This window comes from uncultured Stenotrophomonas sp. (genome assembly GCF_963519125.1).
Lineage (GTDB): Bacteria > Pseudomonadota > Gammaproteobacteria > Xanthomonadales > Xanthomonadaceae > Stenotrophomonas.
Genome location: NZ_CAUQLJ010000003.1, coordinates 93,986 through 111,297 on the forward strand (window position 1 = coordinate 93,986; position 17,312 = coordinate 111,297).

Consider the following 17,312-nt stretch of genomic DNA (forward strand, 5'->3'; position numbering starts at 1 on the left):
AGAACGGGAAAGAACTGTCTGGACGCCGCGCTTCACTCGTACCTGTTGCATCGCATTTCTCCAATGAACGACAGGCACAGTCGTGCCTGAGGGACTTCAATAGGGAATTAGCGGGCTGTGCCGCCGTCGCGAGGTATGAGCAGTATTGGAGGCTTGTCCGGTGCGCTCGCCGCATGCGTCCGCTGCTGCGGATGTGCGTGTCTCGTGTGATTCATCGTGGGTGCGATGCAGTGAACAGCGCGTTGCACGCTGCAGCGAAAAGTGTGGTGTGCGTCACCCTTTATCCGAAAACCGACAATCGGGTTTTTAAACGCGATCAGTGAGATGAAATCACGATACTCACGACACGATCATGCGATACGCGCGGATCAGCCATTGTGCTGATCGATGGAATGCATGTGCTCCTGACAACAAGCACAGTCTCAATGACTGACATGGGCGTCCGCACGCGCGGGATTTCAGGCCCTGGCCAATGAATACCAGCGGTAGACGGCATAGGCAATACTGGCGATGACCGGTGCCAGGCACAGCCATAGCGGCAGTTTCAGCACGAAGAACATGAGCGCGGCGACGGCCACGGCGGCGATCCCCATGCCGAGCGCCCAGGCATTCCACACCACCATGTCGGCCGCGTCGTCCTTCCACGCGTTCTCCTTCCGGCCCCGCACCTTGCGCTGGCGACGCAGCAGCCAGACGTCGGTCACGAAATCGACGATTCCCTCAATGACGTCCCCGATGATCCCTGTCATGTCCGTTCCGTGATGCTTGTCGTGGATGGAGCGATCTTCGGGGGCATTTTGGGGCCGGTCAAGTCCGGCGCCCAGAAACGCAACAGGCCACCCGAAAGTGGCCTGTTGCATTCACGATCGCAGGAAGATCAGGTAAAGATCGCCCACAGGATCAGTAGCGGAATCGGCACGCCCAGTGCCCACAGCAGGATCATTTTCATGTCGGTCTCCTAGTTCGGTTTCGTTACAGGTCGCGGCGACGGCCGCCCCAGGTGGCGGTGAGGCTGGCGACAAACGCGCCGATCAGCAGCGTGATGAACAGCCACAGCGCGGCGTACGCAGTCGCTTTGCGAGCGTCATCTGCGGCCTGCTTGGCGGTGTTCTTCGCCTCTTCCAGGGCTGCGCGCATGCGGGTCTGGATGTCGGTGACGCGCGCTTCGGCTTCGGCCTGGCTCATGCCGGTCTCGCGGGCAATCAGCTGGCCGAGGTACTGCTGGTCGGCCGGGTTCAGGCCCTGCGACTGCAGGCTGGTAAGGATGATGCGGTTCACTTCGGCACGCACTTCACGACGATCGCCCGGACCCGCACCCGGCATCGGGCGCGGCGGCGGTGCCATGCGCGGCGCGGGCGCACCGGCAACGGTCGGACCGGCAGCACCGGCCGGCGGCACGGGCGGCGCAGCCGGATCAACCGGACCCACCGGCGTGGCACCCGGCCCCGCATCCGGACCCGGCGCACGGCGGAACAGCGAGTCCACCCAGTAACCCAGATCGCCTTCCTGCGAATCCATTGCCGCGGCCGAACCTGCACCCGCAGCAGCAACACCGGCCGTGGAGACTGCAGCACCGGCCGTAGCACCGGCCACCTTGGCACCAACGCCAAGCACACCGCCAATCGCCGAGGTCAACAGGCCAGCGGTGAGCAGCGTGGCGACGGCCCAGGAAACGAAGCCATGCGCGGTGTCGCGGAAATAGGTCTCGTCGCCGTGCAGGCGGGTCCACTTGGTGCGCAGGCGACCGGCCAGATAACCGCCCAGCCCGGACGCGGCGAGCGCGGTAAAGGTCAACCAGGCGATGCTGCCCCAGCCAAAGGTTTCCTTGGTGACGCCTTCAAACGACCACGGCGACACGGACGAAAGGCCAAGGCCAACGCCCAGGATCAGCAGGATCAGCGAAAGCGCGGCCGCAGCCGCAGCGCCCGCAAAGATGGCTCCCCACGACACGGCACTCTCCGGTGCGCTGGGAACCACAGTGGTTTCATTGATAATCGCGACGTCGGGCGAAACCGCGCCGCGTTCGGGATAGTCCATTCGGGTGTTCATCGGGTCGTGCTTCTCCGGTCTTGAGCTGCGACTGCAGCTGTAAGCCGGAGGCTGCGCGATGCGATGTGAAAGAAGCGAGACCCGGAAATCTGCGGGACGTGATCAGTCGTCGCGCTCGCCGACCACGCGCGGCAATGCCAGTTCGAAGGTGGCACCTTCGCCCGGTGCCGACGTGATGGTCACGAAACCACCCGCCTGGCGCACCGCACTGTGCACCTGAGGCAAGCCGAGGCCTGAGCCTTCACCCGGTGGCTTGGTGGTGAAGTACACCTCGAAGACACGCGAGAGCACCTCTTCGCTCATGCCCGAGCCGGTGTCAGACACACACAGGGTCAGATAGCAGCCCGGTACGCGGCTGCTGTTGCCGGCGTCCTCGGGCACGGTCAGCGTTCCGGTGGTGACCCGGATGCAGTCACCCGCCACGCAGGCATCGCGCGCGTTGACCACCAGGTTCAACAATGCCCGTTCCAGCGTGTTGCGGTCGACCATGGCACAGCATTTCCTGTCGCCCGGGTCCACCACGAGCTCGATTCCCCCACCCACGGCCTGATGCAGCAGCGGCGCCATGCGCGTAACCATCGCCGCAAGCTCCACCGACTCCGGGCGATAGGGATGCTGTCTGGCGAAACCAATCAGCCGCTGCGACATCTCCGCGCCCTGCTCCAGCGCGGCTTCTGCAACGGTAAGCAAACCGGTGTTCTTCGCGCCCAGTTCGCCACTGCTCACTACCAGGTCGATGGCAGTGGTTGCCGACTGCAGGAAGTTGTTCAGATCGTGCACGACACCTGCCAGCAGCTGACCCACCGCTTCACCCTTCTGCGCGTGCTCGGCGATGAGCTCCGCCGCACGCTGCGCGGCAATGGCGAAATCGCGGCCCTGGGTCACCTGGAAGTGGCGTACTTCAAGTTCCTGGTAGGCCAGGTTGGTTGCCAGCAGCCGCGACTGACTCTCGCGCAGGGTGTCGATGAGGGTGGCTTCACGCGACGCCGCGTTGGCCAGCAGCGTGCCGGCCTCATCGGCTTTCGCATCGAACGCGGCGCCCAGTACATCGGCCGCCGCCAGCGCGGCATTGCGCGCGGTGACATCGGAACTGACCGCCAAGACCCCCACGATCTGGCCATCGTCACGCAAGGGACTGACCCGTACCCGCCAATCGCGCAGCATGCCCTGACCGTCCAGCGCGGAGGCCTCGAAACCCGCCTTCTCACCGCGGAGCGCGGCAGCGAGGGCGCGCTCGACCAGCGGCTGTGCCGCGGCGGGCCAGAGCGCTTTCCACGTCCTGCCCACCATGTCCGAGGGCTGGTTGGCGCGGAACAGTCTCAAACCGTTGTCGTTGATCGTTACAACTGTGCCTTCAAGGTCCAGCTCCTTGATGCAGTCCTCAGACAGTTCCACGATCTGGCGGTATCGATCCATCAATCCATCGGTGTAAACGGTTGTACGAAGATTATCACCGCGTGATTGCTGCGTGAGTGATGCTGTGCGGCCAATCTTCTTCCGCTGGACCTGAACGATTCATCCCGTCAGCCTTCCTCTGCCGAGCCCAACAGGTATTTCAGTCCGTGCGTCAGTCCGCGCGGGGCGACGCTGAGGCGGTCTTCGTCGTTGAGCACGTCCAGCTTCAGGCGCAGCGAGGGGTAGCGATGTGCAGTCAGCGCCGTCTGCATGCGCCGGGCGTCGGCGACCATGTCGGCGTCGTTGCCGAAGGCCGGGGTTTCGTACTCGCCCACGTACATGTAGACCGACGCAGGCAGGTCATCGTGCCTGCCGGCGTAGTCCTTTTCTAAACGGCTCATCACATTATGGTCGTACCAGTACGACGGGCTGCCGACGATGTAGCCGGAGAACAGGCCGGGGTCGGTAAACAGGATCTGGGTGCCAAGCAATGCGCCGTAGGAGTGGCCGAGCAGCAGGCGACGGGACTCGTCGGTGCGGTAGTGGTTGGCCACGTAGGGCAGCACCTGGCCTCGCAGGTAGGTGATGTAGGACGCGGCACCCCCGTGCACGGCATCGGCCGGGGCGCTGCTGGGGCCTCTGGGCGTCGGCGTGTAGTCGCGGCGACGGCTGGTCATGCCGTCATCGCCCATGGCGTAGGACAGGCCGACCAGAATGAACTCCTCCAGCTTCGGGCCTTCAACATTCAAACGCCGACCGATCTGGCGAGCCAGCGGGAAGGCGTAGTCGGCATCGGTGACATACAGGACCGGGTACCTCCGCTCGGGGTTGTCGGCATACGAAGGCGGCAGCGCGACGAATACCTGGTAATCGCGGCCGGACACCGGATCCTTCACGTCATGCACTTCGCTTCCCACCACCTCATACGGCAGGCCGTTCCCGCGCTGCCCACCGAGCGTACTGGCCTTTTCGGGTGCAGAAGCGGCTGGCGCCGCCGCGGCGGTTGCCGCTGGCACGATGGCGTCAGGTGACTTGGCGCACCCGACGAGAATCGACAGAACCACAACACCTGCTACCAGATAGTTCAACGCATCATCTCCATGGTGATTCCGATACCGCCTCCGGCGGCTGCGTCGGAAATCATACAAGACCCACACAAGGATCCTCCCATGCCGAGCAGCGCAGCATCGCCTACCCCCGCCACGCCGTCCCGCGCGTTCGACGCCATCATCATCGGCACTGGCCAGGCCGGCCCGGCACTGGCGGGTCGGTTGCACGCGGCCGGCATGCAAGTGGCCATCATTGAACGCCACTACGTCGGCGGCACCTGCGTTAACACCGGCTGCAAACCGACCAAGACGCTGGTCGCCAGCGCCTACGCCGCGCACACGGCCCGGCGGGGTGCGGAGTACGGCTTCGCAGGTGGCCCGGTAACCGTGGACATGGGCGTGGTCGCGGCGCGGGCGCGCAAGGTCATCCTGGATTCGCGCAGCAGCAACGAAGACTGGCTGGGCAGCATGCCTGGCGTTACGCTGATCCGCGGTCACGCCCGCTTCGACGGCCCGGATGCCGTGATCATTGATGGCGAGCGGCTGACGGCGCCGCGCATCTTCATCAACGTGGGCGGTCGTGCGTCAGTCCCCGACATGCCGGGGCTGGCGGACGTGCCCTATCTCACCAACAGCAGCATGGTCGAACTGGATACCCTGCCCCGGCACCTCGTGGTCGTCGGCGGCAGTTATATCGGGCTGGAGTTCGCGCAGATGTACCGGCGCTTCGGCGCCGACGTGACCATCATCGAGCGCTCCGACCGGCTGATCTCGCGTGAGGACCATGACGTCTCCGAGGCGGTGCGCGGCATCCTGGAAGATGAGGGCATCGCGGTTCACACCCGTGCAAGCGATATTTCGTTCGGTCAGCACGCCGAGGGTGTCGCGGTGACCAGCGGCGCGACGACCGTAGTGGGCAGCCACGTGCTGATTGCGATCGGGCGCCGCCCGAACACCGACGACCTCGGTCTGGAAACGGCAGGCATCGCAACCGACGAACGCGGCTACATCACGGTGGACGACCGGCTGAAGACCTCGGTGGCCGGCGTGTGGGCGCTCGGCGACTGCAACGGCCGGGGCGCGTTCACCCATACGGCCTACAACGATTTCGAGATCGTCGCGGCCAACCTGCTCGACGGCGAGGACCGGCGGGTGAGCCAGCGGGTGCCGGGCTATGCGCTCTATATCGATCCGCCACTCGGCCGGGCCGGCCTGTCGGAAACCGAAGCGGCCAAACGCGGCCGTCCCCTGCTGGTGTCCAAGCGCCCCATGACCCGCGTCGGCCGGGCCGTGGAGAAAGGCGAAACCAAGGGCTTCATGAAGGTGGTCGCCGACGCGGAAACCCGGCGTGTCCTCGGGGCGGCCATCCTGGGCACTGGCGGAGACGAAGCGATCCACGGCATCCTCGACACGATGAGCGCGGATCGCCCGCTGGATGAGCTGCGCTGGGCGGTCCCTATCCACCCGACGGTTTCCGAACTGATTCCCACCCTGCTGGTTGATCTTTCGCCGGCGGCTGACTGAGGACGTACTGGATGCGCAAGGCACGCTGGCTGTCGCTGTCCCTGGGGTTGTGCACCGTCCTGTTGCTTTCCCCGGCGTGGAGCAGGCCGCCCGCCGATTCGGCAACCCGCACCGAAACCGGCACCCTGCAGGGCGCTCCCTGGCGCATCGACGTGCCTGCCCACTGGAATGGGGAGCTGGTGATGTATGCGCATGGCTTCGAACCCGTGGGCACACCCCGGCCCGATCCATGGCCCGGCAACGCATGGACTGAAGCGCTGACCCAGGCTGGGTATGCCGTGGCCCAAAGCGGTTACAGCAGCCAGGGTTGGGCGGTCATGGATGCGATCGCCGACCTGGAGCGCCTGCGCGCACAGTTCGTCGCCCAGCACCCGGACACCCGGCACAGCTGGATCATCGGATTCTCGATGGGGGGCGCCGTGGCATTGGGCACGTTGGAGCAACTGCCGCAGCACTACAGCGGCGGCGTATCGATGTGTGGCGCCAACCTGCCCGGCGATGTGCTGGCTGCGGAGATGCTCACCTCGCTGGTTGCCTTCGAGTACTTCTTCCCGAACGCGAGGGGGCTGCCCGACGGTGGACTGCTGTCGCCGGCCGCCGCGACGATGCCGCAGGGCGAGACCTACGAGGCCATTGCAGCGGCGATTGAATCCCATCCTGCCGCCGCCGCGCAGCTGTCACGGCGGCTGGAGCTGGAACCGGACGAACTGGCCGGCACGATCAGCCTGCACACGCTGGTATTCCAGCAACTGGTCAAACGCAGCGGCGGGCTGCCGGTGTCGAACCGGGAGACGGTGTATTCCGGTTTCGGCGACGACAAGGCGTTCAATGCGGGGGTTCGACGGGTGGCGGCAGACCCCGCTGCAGCGGCGAAACTGACACGCGAGCTGGCGCTGACCGGTGCGATTCGCAGGCCGGTGGTGGTGCAGTACAACCTTGACGATCCGTCGGTCACGCCACGCTTCGAACCCATCTACCCGGCGCTGGCGCGGGAAGCGGGTGCGGCCTCACAGCTTACCCAGCTGCCCCCGGTGGGGAGCGGGCACTGCCAGTTCACGCCGCAACAGGTGCTGGCAGCGGTAGCGATGCAGAGTGCTGCGGCGCGGGCGAAGCCGGCGGCGTCCACTGGCGAAGCACGGCACCCCTGAGCGCCTGCTCGCCGCAGCCGGCCGGGCAGCGCAGCACCCGCGCCACCGAGGTGCTGACAAAGCCTTGCCCTTCCTGCGCCTTGAACACGGTTTCGCAGGAATGGCAGCGCGCCACCATGGAATACAGGTGAACGATGCGCCCGCTGCACGGGTCCTGCAGCGCACTCACATCGAGCAGCTCGAACTGGCAGGTATCGGGCATTGCGCGCCGGGGCAAGGGATGGGAAACGGTGGGCTGCAGGTTCACGGGGCGCGCCGGTGCTGGGAGTGCGCCAACTCTAGGGGGCCGGATGTGGAGTGGATGTGCAGCTGGAATGCACTCCAGGTGGACGTACTGCGGCACGGCCCTGATTAACCGGATGCGGTGACAGCTGGCGGCGTGCAGGTTCACTCGCGCCCATCGCCCGGGACATGCTCCTGTGGAGGCGATTGCTGGCGCTCCCGGATCTCTTCGATATCCCGTTCCAGGAAGTAGTTCAGGAACGTCCGCACCACCGCGATGGCCGCGAGCTGGCCGATCGAATCCCAGGTGGTGTAGATGGCGGACTCCACGATGTCCCCCGCCAGCTGCAGGGTCAGGCCTGCGACAAGCCAGCGCCCGTACTCCAGCCAGAGCGCCCTGCGCTGCACATTGGTGCCACCGCGCGCCATCATCAGCATCATCTTCACGAACGCGATGATCGTCGCCACGGTGATCACCACCAGCGCCAGCAGCGCGATGATGGTCACCACCGGCTCGGTGAGTGCGACCAGCCAGGTGTCCAGCGGCAACGGATCGAGCGGGCGCGATGCAGCGGCGGCCAGGTTCACGGGCCTGCTCCGGTAGCGGAACTGGTCGGCTGCATCGAACGCTGCAGGTCCAGCATCGGCTCCTGCGGCACGTTCACCATGCCGGTGCTGGGCAGGTCCAGATCCAGCACCAGCCCCACGGCCAGGGAAAACAGCAGCAGCAACAGTGTGGTAGTGCTGCGTTCCCGCGCGCGCTCATAGCCCAGCAACCCCGCCGCCAGCAGCGAGAACAGGAACAGCATGCGCAGGATCCGGTGCGGAATGTGGTCCTGCCGTGCGGCAAAGCGTTCGGCCGCCAGGTCGATGGACTCGTTGGTGGTGGTGACCAGCAGCGAGGCGCGTGGCGTGTCACGGAACGATGCCGTGCCCGCGATGACCGCGGCCCACAGTTCGTTCTGCAGCACCACGCTGCGCGCATTGGCCTGCACTTCGGCGGCAGCGCCGTTCGCATTGGCGAACGCCACCCGCGAGTCCACGTATCGCCGCAGCACGTCGCGCACGCGGGCGGTGTCCGTCGCCTCAAGCAGATCAGCACGCAGCCAGGTGGTTCCCAGCGCATTGGCTTCTTTCAGCACCAGGGTGCGGCGGTCGTCGTACCGTCCCAGCGCAAGCGAGAAGGTGAAGCCGATCAGCAACGCCAACAGGCCCAGCACCGTGGTGGTGGCGAAGGCCACGCTGTCCTTGTCGTCGCCTGCGTCTACGGCCTTGTCAGGGGCCGCTGCTGTCGACTTCCGGCGTCGCAGGCGCAGCCAGGTGCCCAGTTCGCGGGCCAGCACCAGCGCGACGAACAGCAGTACGGTGATCAGCCAGAGTGGCAGATACGGAAAGCTTCCCTGCAGTTCCATGCCGGTGCCCTCAGGTCGTAATGATGGTGCGCACAGCACCGGTGATCAGCTGCAGGGCCAGTGCCACCTGCAGCATGCCCAGCACGGCGGCCAGGATCTGCAGCGGCAGCTGCCCGACGGCCTTCACGATCTGGCGGATGTACAGCATGGTGAGCAGGTCCAGCACCAGCACCAGGATCGCCAGGCCCATGATCCAGAGGTAGCGTTCGGTGGAGCCACTCAACGCGACCAGTACGATCAGGGCCGCGATGCCGTACGCCGGCAGGGTCACCGGAAATGCCAGCCGTGCCGTGGGCGGTGGCCCGTCGGCCGGTGCTGCTGTCGGTGCTGCTGTCGGTGCAGGTGCTGCGTACTGGGCCAGTACCATCTGCAGCGCCACCAACAGGAACACCAGGCCGCCGGCCAGCTGCAGCACGGCCGGGGCGATATGCCATTTGTGCAGCACCGCCCCGCCCAGTCCGCCAGCCGCCACCGTGGTGACCACCGCAATGGCGAACACCTTCCATGCCACCGCCGTCCACTGCTTCGATTCCATCCCCTGCGCGGCCGCCGCGTAGGCCCCGATGGCCTTGATCGGGCCGATCATGATGAAGAACAGCAGGAATACGTCTGCCAGCGCCAGCAGGTACTGGGGCGACGGGGGAGTTGACAGGGCAGACAGTACCAGCAACATCGAGCTCCACCCCGCGGGCACGAAAAGTTCAGTGCCAGAATCACGGATCGACGCATGGCGGCGCGTCAGTACTTCTACTTGTTTGCGGCCAGTGAAGAATGCACCGCCTGTTCATCGATGATCGCCGGAACCCGGTCGGATTGGGGATAGACAGGCGACGCCCGGACGCCGGACATTCGTGCCGCCCCTCGGCACGACGACAGGAGTTCCCGTGGCCGCTCGATACGTTCTCAGCCAATCCGGCTCGCAGTTCCACTTCGTGCTGAAAGCCGGCAACAACGAAGTCATCCTGCAGGGCGAGCGCTATACCGCCAGGCAGAAGGCACTGGCCGGCATTGCCTCGGTACGTGCGAACGCGCTGTACGAAGATCGGTACCTGCGAAAGAATGCTGCAAATGGACAACCGATGTTCAACCTCATGGCCGCCAATGGGCAGGTCATTGGCACCAGCGAAACCTACACCTCGACCGGCGCCCGCGAGATCGGCATCCGCTCGGTGATGAGCAACGGGCCGGATGCGCCCATCGACGACCAGACCTGAGCTCGCGCACCGCCTGGCAGGCACTGGCACCGGGGTGGGCGCCCGGCTATGTTATGCGCCTTCCCTGCCCGGGCCCCGGCACCGATGAGTTCGACTGCGTCCCACCTTGATGCCTGTGAGAACTGCACCACCGCCCTGCAGGGCGACTTCTGCCACCAGTGCGGACAATCGGCGCACAGCCCGGTGCGCAGCTTCGGGCACGCGATCGAAGAGGTGTTCGAATCGTTCTGGCACCTGGACGGGCGGATCTTCCGCACCCTCCGCCAGTTGCTGCTGCCCGGGCGACTCGCAGCGGATTATCTGGCCGGCCACCGCACCCGCTACATTCCGCCGATCCGGCTGTTCGTGATCGTGGCGGTGCTGACTTTCTTCGTGGCGCGGCTGGCAGTGCATGTCGACGCCGGCACCTTCGTCGACCAGACGCCCGCCCCGCCCGAAGTGGCGACTGCATTCAAGGACGCCCGCACCACCGAAGAGGTGGAGAAGGCGCGCCTGACGCACGTCAAACCGCTCGAAACCGCGCGCGACACCCTGCCTGAGTCGCTGCGCTTCACCATGGACCGGGCCATTGCCAAGGTTGAGAAGCAGGCCGCCCAGCGCAACAGGGAACTGTCCGCGCTGCCCGCCGCAACCCCCTCCGCAACTCCAGCCCCGCCACCGGTCCCCGTACCTGCTCGCCCCAAGGCCTACACCCCGGTGGACATCGACTTCCTTCCGGGTTTCGCCAACCGCTGGCTCACCGGCCAGGCCGAGATCATCCGGCTCAACCTGCCCCGCATCAATGAGCGGCCGCAGCTGCTGGTGAATGCATTCTTCGCATCGGTACCGTCAGCCCTGTTCGTGCTCGTACCGCTGTTCGCGTTCCTGCTGAAAGTCTTCTATCTCGGTAGCGGGCGTCTGTACCTGGAACACCTGGTCGTGGCGCTGTACAGCCATGCGTTTCTGTGTGTGGCCCTGCTGGGCATCCTGCTGCTGACCATGGTGGCTGGGCAGATGGCGAATGTTCCAATCGCAGGCACGCTGATCGGCGTCGTCGTAGCGGTGCTGCTGGCGTGGATGCCGCTCTACCTGCTGCTCATGCAGCGCCGCGTGTACGGCCAGTCCTGGCTGGTGACCTTCCTGAAGTTCACGGCACTGGGCTGGCTGTACTTCACCGTAGTGACCACGGCCACCGTGTTCCTGGCGATCGCAAGCCTGGCCCGCATATAGGCCGCGTGCGCAGCCAACGGCGTCACGCCCCTTCCTCTTCGAGCCGACGGCGGCCCGCAGGTGTCAGGTCGATGTCCGCGTCCTCTGCCTGTACAGCCAAGCCTGCGGTAACGGCCCACGTAGCGTCTTCCGCCGATACCGGGTCCGTCGCCGCAATGGCTTGAAGGATCGAAATCTGCGCGCGGGTCAGCTGCATGGCGCACCTCCTCTGGTAAGAGATGTCACTACAGCACGTTCTGCGTGATGAGCATGCACGACGTTGCCGGAGCGGGTGACGGGATCGCCACGGCCAAGTGATGCACATTTTCATCGCGCAGTGAGGGCTAGACTCCAGTCCTGCACCCAGCCACCCCACAGGCAGCTACCGATGAAAGATGAGGCAGACCAGAGTCGGCCGACGTTGACGCGTCGCCGTTTTTTCCAGGGTCTCACCCTGCTTCCCGTAGCCGCCGCCCTCCCCGGCTGCGCGCCCGACACCTCCACCGACGCCACGCCTGCCGACAGCGCGGCGGCCAAGGACTACACCCCCGAATTCTTGAACGCCGCCGAATGGGCGTTCATCACCGCCGCCTGCGACCGTTTGATCCCCTCGGACGAAACCGGCCCCGGCGCCGTTGAATCCGGCGTGCCCGAATTCCTCGACCGCCACATGCAGACGCCGTATGCGGCCGGCGCGATCTGGTACATGCAGGGCCCATTTCTGGAGGCCCCCAGCGAGTTCGGCTACCAGGGCAAACTGGCGCTGCGCGATATCATCAAGGTCGGCATCGATGCATTCGATGCCCACTGCCGCAGCGCGTTCGACGGCAAGACCTTTGCCCAGCTCAGCGTGGAGGAGCAGGAAACCCTGCTCAAGGCCGCCGAGGGCGGCAAGCTTGAGCTGGACGCCATTTCCAGCAAGCTGTTCTTCTCCAACCTGCTGGGCGAAGTGAAGAACGGTTACTTCGCCGACCCCAAGTACGGCGCCAACAAGGGCATGGCCGCCTGGAAGATGATCGGCTACCCGGGCATGCGCGCGGACTATATCGACTGGATCGGCGTGCGTGAGAAACCCTATCCCCTGCCGCCGGTCGATCTGGCCGGACGGAGGGGCTGAGCGATGGCGATCACGAAACCGAAAGTGGATGCGGTCATTGTTGGCATGGGCTGGACCGGTGCGATCCTGGCCAAGGAGCTCACCGACGCCGGCCTGCACGTAGTGGCCCTGGAACGCGGCGGCGACCGCGATACGCAGCCTGATTTCGCCTACCCCAAGGTGGTGGACGAGCTGGAAGGCTCGGTGCACCGCCGCTACCTGCAGAGCCTCAACCAGGAAACCGTGACGGTAAGGCATTCCATCGCCGACACCGCCGTGCCCTACCGGCAGATGGGCTCGTTCAAACCTGGTACCGGGGTGGGTGGCGCGGGCAGCCACTGGAGCGGCGCCCATTTCCGGCCGCTGCCGGAAGACCTGGTGCTGCGCTCCAACGTGGAGCAGCGCTACGGCAAGGCGTTCATTCCCGATGACATGACCATCCAGGATTTCCCGGTGACCTACGCCGAGCTGGAACCGCACCTGGACATGTTCGAACGGGTCTGCGGCACCTCCGGCAAGGCCGGTGTCATCCAGGGCGCAGTGCAGCCCGGTGGCAATCCGTTCGAAGGATCGCGCTCGCGTGAGTACCCGCTGGGGCCCAACCCCAACTACCTGGGCGGCGAACAGTTCTACAAGGCCGCCAAGGAAATGGGCTGGCACCCCTACCCGATTCCGGCCTCGAATGCGTCCGGCCCCTATGTGAACCCCTACGGCTGCCAGCTGGGACCGTGCAATGCCTGCGGTTTCTGCAGCGACTACGGCTGCCTGAACTACTCCAAGGCCAGCCCGAATGCCTGCCTCCTGCCGGTACTGCGCCAGCGCCCGAAGTTCGAGCTGCGCACGCATTCGCAGGTGCTGCGGGTGAACCTGGACAGCAGCAAGTCCAAGGCCACCGGCGTGACCTACCTGGACGCGCAGGGCCGTGAAGTGGAACAGCCGGCCGACATGGTGCTGCTGTGCGCATTCCAGCTCTACAACGTGCACCTGATGCTGGTCTCCGGCATCGGCGAGGCCTACGACCCGGTCACCAACACCGGCACCATAGGCCGCAATTACTCGTACCAGAACCTCAACCGCGTGGTGCTGTTCTTCGACAAGGACGTGCAGGCCAACGGCTTCATCGGCATCGGTGGCGCCGGCACCACCATGGACGACCTCAACGGCAACCAGCTGGACAACGCCAAGGCCGGTTTCGTCGGCGGCGGCCTGGTCTGGGCACGCCAGCCCGGTGCCGGGCCGGTGCGCGGCATCAACGTGCCGTCGGGCACGCCGAACTGGGGCGCGGCATGGAAGAAGGCGGCCGCCGACAACTTCCGCCACAACTTCTATTACGAAGTCCAGGGCGCGTGCATGTCCTATCGGCAGCACTACCTGAGCCTGGACCCGAACTACAAGGATTCCTTCGGCCGTCCGCTGCTGCGCATCACGTTCGACTGGCACCCCAACGAGATCAAGGCCTCGCAGTTCTTCGTCGACCAGGCCATGCAGATGAGCCGCACGCTCAATCCGCTGTCGATGAGTGGCGATGCGAAGAAGAACGGCGAACGCTACAACATCACCAAGTACCAGAGCACGCACACCTGCGGCGGCGCGATCATGGGCGCAGACCCGAAGACCTCCGCGCTCAACCGCTACCTGCAGAGCTGGGACGTGCCGAATGTCTTCGTGATCGGCGCCAACGCCTTCCCGCAGAACAACGGCTACAACCCGACCGGTCTGGTTGGCGGGCTGGCGTACTGGGCGGCCACCGCCATCCGCGAGAAGTACCTGCCCGATCCGGGCCCGATGGTCCAGGCCTGAGGAGGCGCACATGAAGAAGCTCCTGCTCTGGATCGTGGTGATCGGCCTCGTACTGCTGCTCGCCGCGCTGGCCTATGCCTTCATCCCTACCAAGACCCGCGTACTGGCCGACGGGCCCGCGGCAGACGCCGCGCTGATCGAGCGCGGCCGCTACCTGGCCGATGCCGGTGACTGCACCGCCTGCCACACCCGGCCCGGCGGCAAGCCGTTCGCCGGCGGCCTGCCGGTCGCTTCGCCGTTGGGAAACATCTACAGCACCAACATCACCCCGGACAAGGAAACGGGCATCGGCGCGTACTCGCTGGACGACTTCGACCGCGCACTTCGCCACGGCATCGCGCCCGATGGCCGCACGCTGTATCCGGCCATGCCCTATCCGTCCTATGCCCGGGTCAGCGACGACGACGTGCGCGCCCTGCACGCCTACTTCCTGCACGGGGATATTGCGCCGGTGCATGAGGCCAACCGTGCCACGGAGATCACCTGGCCACTGTCGATGCGCTGGCCGCTGGCGATCTGGCGCAAGACCTTCGCTCCGGACGCCGACGCGGTGGCATTCGATCCCAGCCATTACAGCGACCCGCAACTGGCCCGCGGTGCCTACCTGGTGCAGGGCCTGGGCCACTGCGGCAGCTGCCATACCCCGCGCGGCTTCACGCTGCAGGAGAAGGCACTGGATGAAAGCGGCGCCGCCTACCTCGCCGGCGGCCAGGTGATCGACGGCTGGAACGCGGTGAACCTGCGCGGCAACGACGCCGACGGGCTGGGCCGCTGGTCCACCCAGGACATCGTCGACACCCTGCGCACCGCACGCAACGCGCACAGTGCCGTGGTGGGCACGCCCATGGCCGACGTGGTCACCCACAGCACCCAGAAGCTCACCGATGAAGACCTGCAGGCCATCGCCCTGTACCTGAAACAACTGCCTGCCAGCGGCCAGGATCCGTCCCGTTACACGGCGAGCGACGCCACCGCACGCAAGCTGCAGGCCGGCGTCAACGACAGTCGCGGCGCGGAACTGTTCGTGGACAACTGCGCGGCCTGCCACCGCACCGACGCCAAGGGCTATACCAACGTGTTCCCGGCGATTGCCGGCAACCCGACCGTGCTGGCCGACGACCCGACCTCGGTGATCCGCCTGCTGCTGGCCGGCAGCACCCTGCCCTCTACCGCCCAGCGCCCGTCCAACCTGGGCATGCCCGGTTTTGCCGAACGCCTGTCGGACAAGGAGATCGCCCAGCTGGCCACCTTCATCCGCCAGGACTTCGGCAACCAGGCGGGGGCGGTAACCCCGGACCAGGCGGCCAAGGTACGGAAACACCTGCAGAATGAGGCGCGGGCGGCCAAAGACGCGCACGATCCGACCACCGCCCGGGACGGCGAGGATGCCGGCTGACGGGGCGGTTCAGGCCGCGCCTGCATGAATGCCCCGGATCAGGGAGAATAGCGGCCCGCTGTATGCCCGCCTGCCGCTCTCTCCCGGATCCAACGTGAACGCAATCGCTTCTTCCCCCGCCGACGCCCTGCCCCAGGACGCGTCGCCCCTTGATGACCGCATCCGCGCCGCGATGGACCTGCTGGCGGCGATCGACCTCGACCGCACCCTGCTGGATGTGCTGCCGGTTGACGAGCGCAAGCGCTTCCACCAGGTGGTGGCCCAGGTCTACCACCCGGAACCGAAGGAGCGCCGGGCGAAGCTCAAGCAGCAGGCCAAGGTGCGCCTGCGTGAAGAGAGTATCCGCAAGGAAGAAGCGAAGCTCGACAACACCGGCATCCGCACCCTGCGCCGCAAGCCGGTGTTCACCACCCCGAACTACTTCCCGCCGCATGCCGCCGGCCTGCACGACCCGCACAACGGTGAGAACGCTGCGGATGCACCGGAAGAAGTGCACGCATCCGAAGCGCGCCACTGCTACGTGTGCAAGCAGAAGTACACCCAGCTGCACCACTTCTACGACCAGATGTGCGTGAGCTGTGGCGACGTGAACTTCATCAAGCGCACCGAAACCGCCGACCTGCGCGGCCGTGTTGCGCTGCTGACCGGCGGCCGGGTCAAGATCGGTTACCAGGCCGGCCTGAAGCTGCTGCGTGCCGGTGCCGAGCTGATCGTCACCACCCGTTTCCCGCGCGACTCGGCCGCCCGCTATGCGGAAGAGCCGGACTTCGCCGAATGGGGCCACCGCCTGCAGGTGTACGGCCTGGACCTGCGCCACACGCCGAGCGTGGAAGCGTTCTGCAGCGAACTGCTGGCCACCCGCACGCGCCTGGATTTCATCATCAACAATGCCTGCCAGACCGTGCGCCGTCCGCCGCAGTTCTACGCGCACATGATGGCCGGCGAGACCGTCGCCACCCAGGACCTGCCGGAAACCATCCGCAAGCTGGTAGGCCAGTACGAAGGCCTGCGCAGTTCGGAAATGCTGTCGCTGGGTAGCGACGCGTCCGCGCTGGCGGTCAAGGACGCTGCGCTGCTGGGTGCCGACGGCCTGACCCGCGCCGCCGAGCTGTCGCAGGTGCCGCTGCTGGCCGACGAACTGCTGGGCCAGACGCATCTGTTCCCCGAAGGCCAGCTGGACAAGGACCTGCAGCAGGTCGACCTGCGTGGCCGCAATTCGTGGCGCCTGCAGCTGGACGAAGTGCCGTCGGTGGAGCTGCTGGAAACCCAGCTGGTCAATGCGATCGCGCCGTTCATCATCAATGCGCGCCTGAAGCCGCTGATGCTGCGCTCGCCCGAGCACGACAAGCACATCGTCAACGTGTCGGCGATGGAGGGGCAGTTCTACCGCAACTTCAAGACCACCCGTCACCCGCACACCAACATGGCCAAGGCCGCGTTGAACATGATGACGCGCACCTCCGCGGCCGATTACCACGGCGACGGCATCCACATGAACAGCGTGGATACCGGCTGGGTGACCGACGAAGACGTGGCGGAAATCGCCAAGCGCAAGGTGGAGGAAGAGCGCTTCCACCCGCCGCTGGATATCGTGGATGGCGCAGCGCGCATCGTCGATCCGATCATCCATGGCTTCAACACCGGCGAGCACGTGTGGGGCCAGTTCCTTAAGGATTACGTGCCTACCGATTGGTAACGCCGGGCTCTGCGCGGCTGTTTGGATCATGTGGAGCCGGGCAGAGCCCGGCTCTACTTCCATGTGACAACCTTTCGCAATGTGTCAAATGCGAATGGTTCGTGATACTATTGTTAACGTTTT

Annotated in this window: 17 protein-coding genes; 8 read left to right on the plus strand and 9 right to left on the minus strand. The window is 65.7% G+C overall.

The genetic code is table 11. From position 1 onward, the window contains the following. Positions 1 to 458: 458 nt before the first annotated feature. From RYM47_RS03235 to RYM47_RS03250, 4 genes are all read right to left on the minus strand, one after another. Positions 459 to 749, minus strand: coding sequence for a hypothetical protein (locus RYM47_RS03235; protein ID WP_315386045.1), 291 nt, complete (start codon positions 747 to 749; stop codon positions 459 to 461). Between the two features lie 223 nt (positions 750 to 972). Then, positions 973 to 2,049 (minus strand): hypothetical protein, encoded by a 1,077-nt coding sequence (locus RYM47_RS03240; protein WP_315386047.1) that lies wholly within the window; start codon positions 2,047 to 2,049, stop codon positions 973 to 975. A gap of 102 nt (positions 2,050 to 2,151) precedes the next feature. Further along, a complete protein-coding gene (locus tag RYM47_RS03245; RefSeq protein ID WP_315386048.1) occupies positions 2,152 to 3,465 on the minus strand; it encodes an ATP-binding protein in 1,314 nt (437 codons plus the stop codon). 107 nt (positions 3,466 to 3,572) lie between these two features. After that, entirely contained in the window at positions 3,573 to 4,502 is a 930-nt protein-coding gene (locus RYM47_RS03250) for an alpha/beta hydrolase-fold protein (protein ID WP_315386280.1), read from the minus strand. A gap of 111 nt (positions 4,503 to 4,613) precedes the next feature. Between RYM47_RS03250 and RYM47_RS03255 the strand changes: the two genes are divergently transcribed. Both RYM47_RS03255 and RYM47_RS03260 read left to right on the plus strand, forming a co-directional pair. Next, positions 4,614 to 6,017 carry an FAD-containing oxidoreductase gene (locus RYM47_RS03255; protein ID WP_315386050.1) on the plus strand — a complete coding sequence of 468 codons (1,404 nt, stop codon included), beginning with the start codon at positions 4,614 to 4,616 and terminating at the stop codon, positions 6,015 to 6,017. Positions 6,018 to 6,028: 11 nt separating this feature from the next. Further along, positions 6,029 to 7,165, plus strand: coding sequence for a hypothetical protein (locus tag RYM47_RS03260; protein WP_315386051.1), 1,137 nt, complete (start codon positions 6,029 to 6,031; stop codon positions 7,163 to 7,165). Here the strand turns inward: RYM47_RS03260 and RYM47_RS03265 are convergent. The 4 genes from RYM47_RS03265 to RYM47_RS03280 all read right to left on the minus strand — a co-directional run bounded on the left by RYM47_RS03265 (position 7,071) and on the right by RYM47_RS03280 (position 9,472). Beyond that, positions 7,071 to 7,367 (minus strand): hypothetical protein, encoded by a 297-nt coding sequence (locus RYM47_RS03265; RefSeq protein WP_315386281.1) that lies wholly within the window; start codon positions 7,365 to 7,367, stop codon positions 7,071 to 7,073. The genes RYM47_RS03260 and RYM47_RS03265 overlap by 95 nt on opposite strands. Positions 7,368 to 7,552: 185 nt before the next feature. After that, positions 7,553 to 7,975 carry a DUF1622 domain-containing protein gene (locus tag RYM47_RS03270; RefSeq protein ID WP_315386052.1) on the minus strand — a complete coding sequence of 141 codons (423 nt, stop codon included), beginning with the start codon at positions 7,973 to 7,975 and terminating at the stop codon, positions 7,553 to 7,555. After that, positions 7,972 to 8,799: a hypothetical protein gene (locus RYM47_RS03275; protein WP_315386053.1), complete on the minus strand. Its 828-nt coding sequence runs from the start codon at positions 8,797 to 8,799 to the stop codon at positions 7,972 to 7,974. The genes RYM47_RS03270 and RYM47_RS03275 overlap by 4 nt, the downstream gene beginning before the upstream one ends. A 10-nt stretch (positions 8,800 to 8,809) precedes the next feature. Beyond that, positions 8,810 to 9,472 (minus strand): MarC family protein, encoded by a 663-nt coding sequence (locus RYM47_RS03280; protein WP_315386054.1) that lies wholly within the window; start codon positions 9,470 to 9,472, stop codon positions 8,810 to 8,812. A gap of 211 nt (positions 9,473 to 9,683) precedes the next feature. Here RYM47_RS03280 and RYM47_RS03285 point away from each other — a divergent pair, with 211 nt between their 5' ends. Together RYM47_RS03285 and RYM47_RS03290 are read left to right on the plus strand one after the other, a co-directional pair. Further along, positions 9,684 to 10,013 carry a YegP family protein gene (locus RYM47_RS03285; RefSeq protein WP_315386055.1) on the plus strand — a complete coding sequence of 110 codons (330 nt, stop codon included), beginning with the start codon at positions 9,684 to 9,686 and terminating at the stop codon, positions 10,011 to 10,013. A gap of 84 nt (positions 10,014 to 10,097) precedes the next feature. Further along, positions 10,098 to 11,222 (plus strand): DUF3667 domain-containing protein, encoded by a 1,125-nt coding sequence (locus tag RYM47_RS03290; RefSeq protein ID WP_315386056.1) that lies wholly within the window; start codon positions 10,098 to 10,100, stop codon positions 11,220 to 11,222. A 22-nt stretch (positions 11,223 to 11,244) separates the two neighbouring features. On the opposite strand, the gene RYM47_RS03295 is transcribed toward RYM47_RS03290, so the two are convergent. Beyond that, positions 11,245 to 11,418, minus strand: a complete 174-nt coding sequence (locus RYM47_RS03295; protein WP_315386058.1) for a hypothetical protein — start codon at positions 11,416 to 11,418, stop codon at positions 11,245 to 11,247. Between the two features lie 171 nt (positions 11,419 to 11,589). Here RYM47_RS03295 and RYM47_RS03300 point away from each other — a divergent pair, with 171 nt between their 5' ends. From RYM47_RS03300 to RYM47_RS03315, 4 genes are all read left to right on the plus strand, one after another. Continuing rightward, positions 11,590 to 12,318, plus strand: coding sequence for a gluconate 2-dehydrogenase subunit 3 family protein (locus RYM47_RS03300; protein ID WP_315386060.1), 729 nt, complete (start codon positions 11,590 to 11,592; stop codon positions 12,316 to 12,318). 3 nt (positions 12,319 to 12,321) lie between these two features. After that, positions 12,322 to 14,097, plus strand: coding sequence for a GMC family oxidoreductase (locus RYM47_RS03305; protein WP_315386061.1), 1,776 nt, complete (start codon positions 12,322 to 12,324; stop codon positions 14,095 to 14,097). Positions 14,098 to 14,107: 10 nt separating this feature from the next. Next, the gene (locus RYM47_RS03310) at positions 14,108 to 15,493 is read left to right on the plus strand and encodes a c-type cytochrome (protein ID WP_315386063.1); all 1,386 of its coding nucleotides are present in this window, start codon (positions 14,108 to 14,110) and stop codon (positions 15,491 to 15,493) included. Between the two features lie 103 nt (positions 15,494 to 15,596). Continuing rightward, on the plus strand, positions 15,597 to 17,189 hold the full coding sequence (locus RYM47_RS03315; RefSeq protein WP_315386283.1) for an SDR family oxidoreductase: 1,593 nt from the start codon (positions 15,597 to 15,599) through the stop codon (positions 17,187 to 17,189). The last annotated feature ends 123 nt before the right edge of the window (positions 17,190 to 17,312 follow it).

Bases quoted from the DNA above. Each gene is read 5' to 3' on its own strand.
- RYM47_RS03235 (WP_315386045.1), bottom strand. From the start codon at position 749: ATGACAGGGATCATCGGGGACGTCATTGAGGGAATCGTCGATTTCGTG.
- RYM47_RS03240 (WP_315386047.1), bottom strand. From the start codon at position 2,049: ATGAACACCCGAATGGACTATCCCGAACGCGGCGCGGTTTCGCCCGAC.
- RYM47_RS03245 (WP_315386048.1), bottom strand. From the start codon at position 3,465: ATGGATCGATACCGCCAGATCGTGGAACTGTCTGAGGACTGCATCAAG.
- RYM47_RS03255 (WP_315386050.1), top strand. From the start codon at position 4,614: ATGCCGAGCAGCGCAGCATCGCCTACCCCCGCCACGCCGTCCCGCGCG.
- RYM47_RS03260 (WP_315386051.1), top strand. From the start codon at position 6,029: ATGCGCAAGGCACGCTGGCTGTCGCTGTCCCTGGGGTTGTGCACCGTC.
- RYM47_RS03265 (WP_315386281.1), bottom strand. From the start codon at position 7,367: ATGCCCGATACCTGCCAGTTCGAGCTGCTCGATGTGAGTGCGCTGCAG.
- RYM47_RS03275 (WP_315386053.1), bottom strand. From the start codon at position 8,799: ATGGAACTGCAGGGAAGCTTTCCGTATCTGCCACTCTGGCTGATCACC.
- RYM47_RS03280 (WP_315386054.1), bottom strand. From the start codon at position 9,472: ATGTTGCTGGTACTGTCTGCCCTGTCAACTCCCCCGTCGCCCCAGTAC.
- RYM47_RS03290 (WP_315386056.1), top strand. From the start codon at position 10,098: ATGAGTTCGACTGCGTCCCACCTTGATGCCTGTGAGAACTGCACCACC.
- RYM47_RS03295 (WP_315386058.1), bottom strand. From the start codon at position 11,418: ATGCAGCTGACCCGCGCGCAGATTTCGATCCTTCAAGCCATTGCGGCG.
- RYM47_RS03300 (WP_315386060.1), top strand. From the start codon at position 11,590: ATGAAAGATGAGGCAGACCAGAGTCGGCCGACGTTGACGCGTCGCCGT.
- RYM47_RS03305 (WP_315386061.1), top strand. From the start codon at position 12,322: ATGGCGATCACGAAACCGAAAGTGGATGCGGTCATTGTTGGCATGGGC.
- RYM47_RS03310 (WP_315386063.1), top strand. From the start codon at position 14,108: ATGAAGAAGCTCCTGCTCTGGATCGTGGTGATCGGCCTCGTACTGCTG.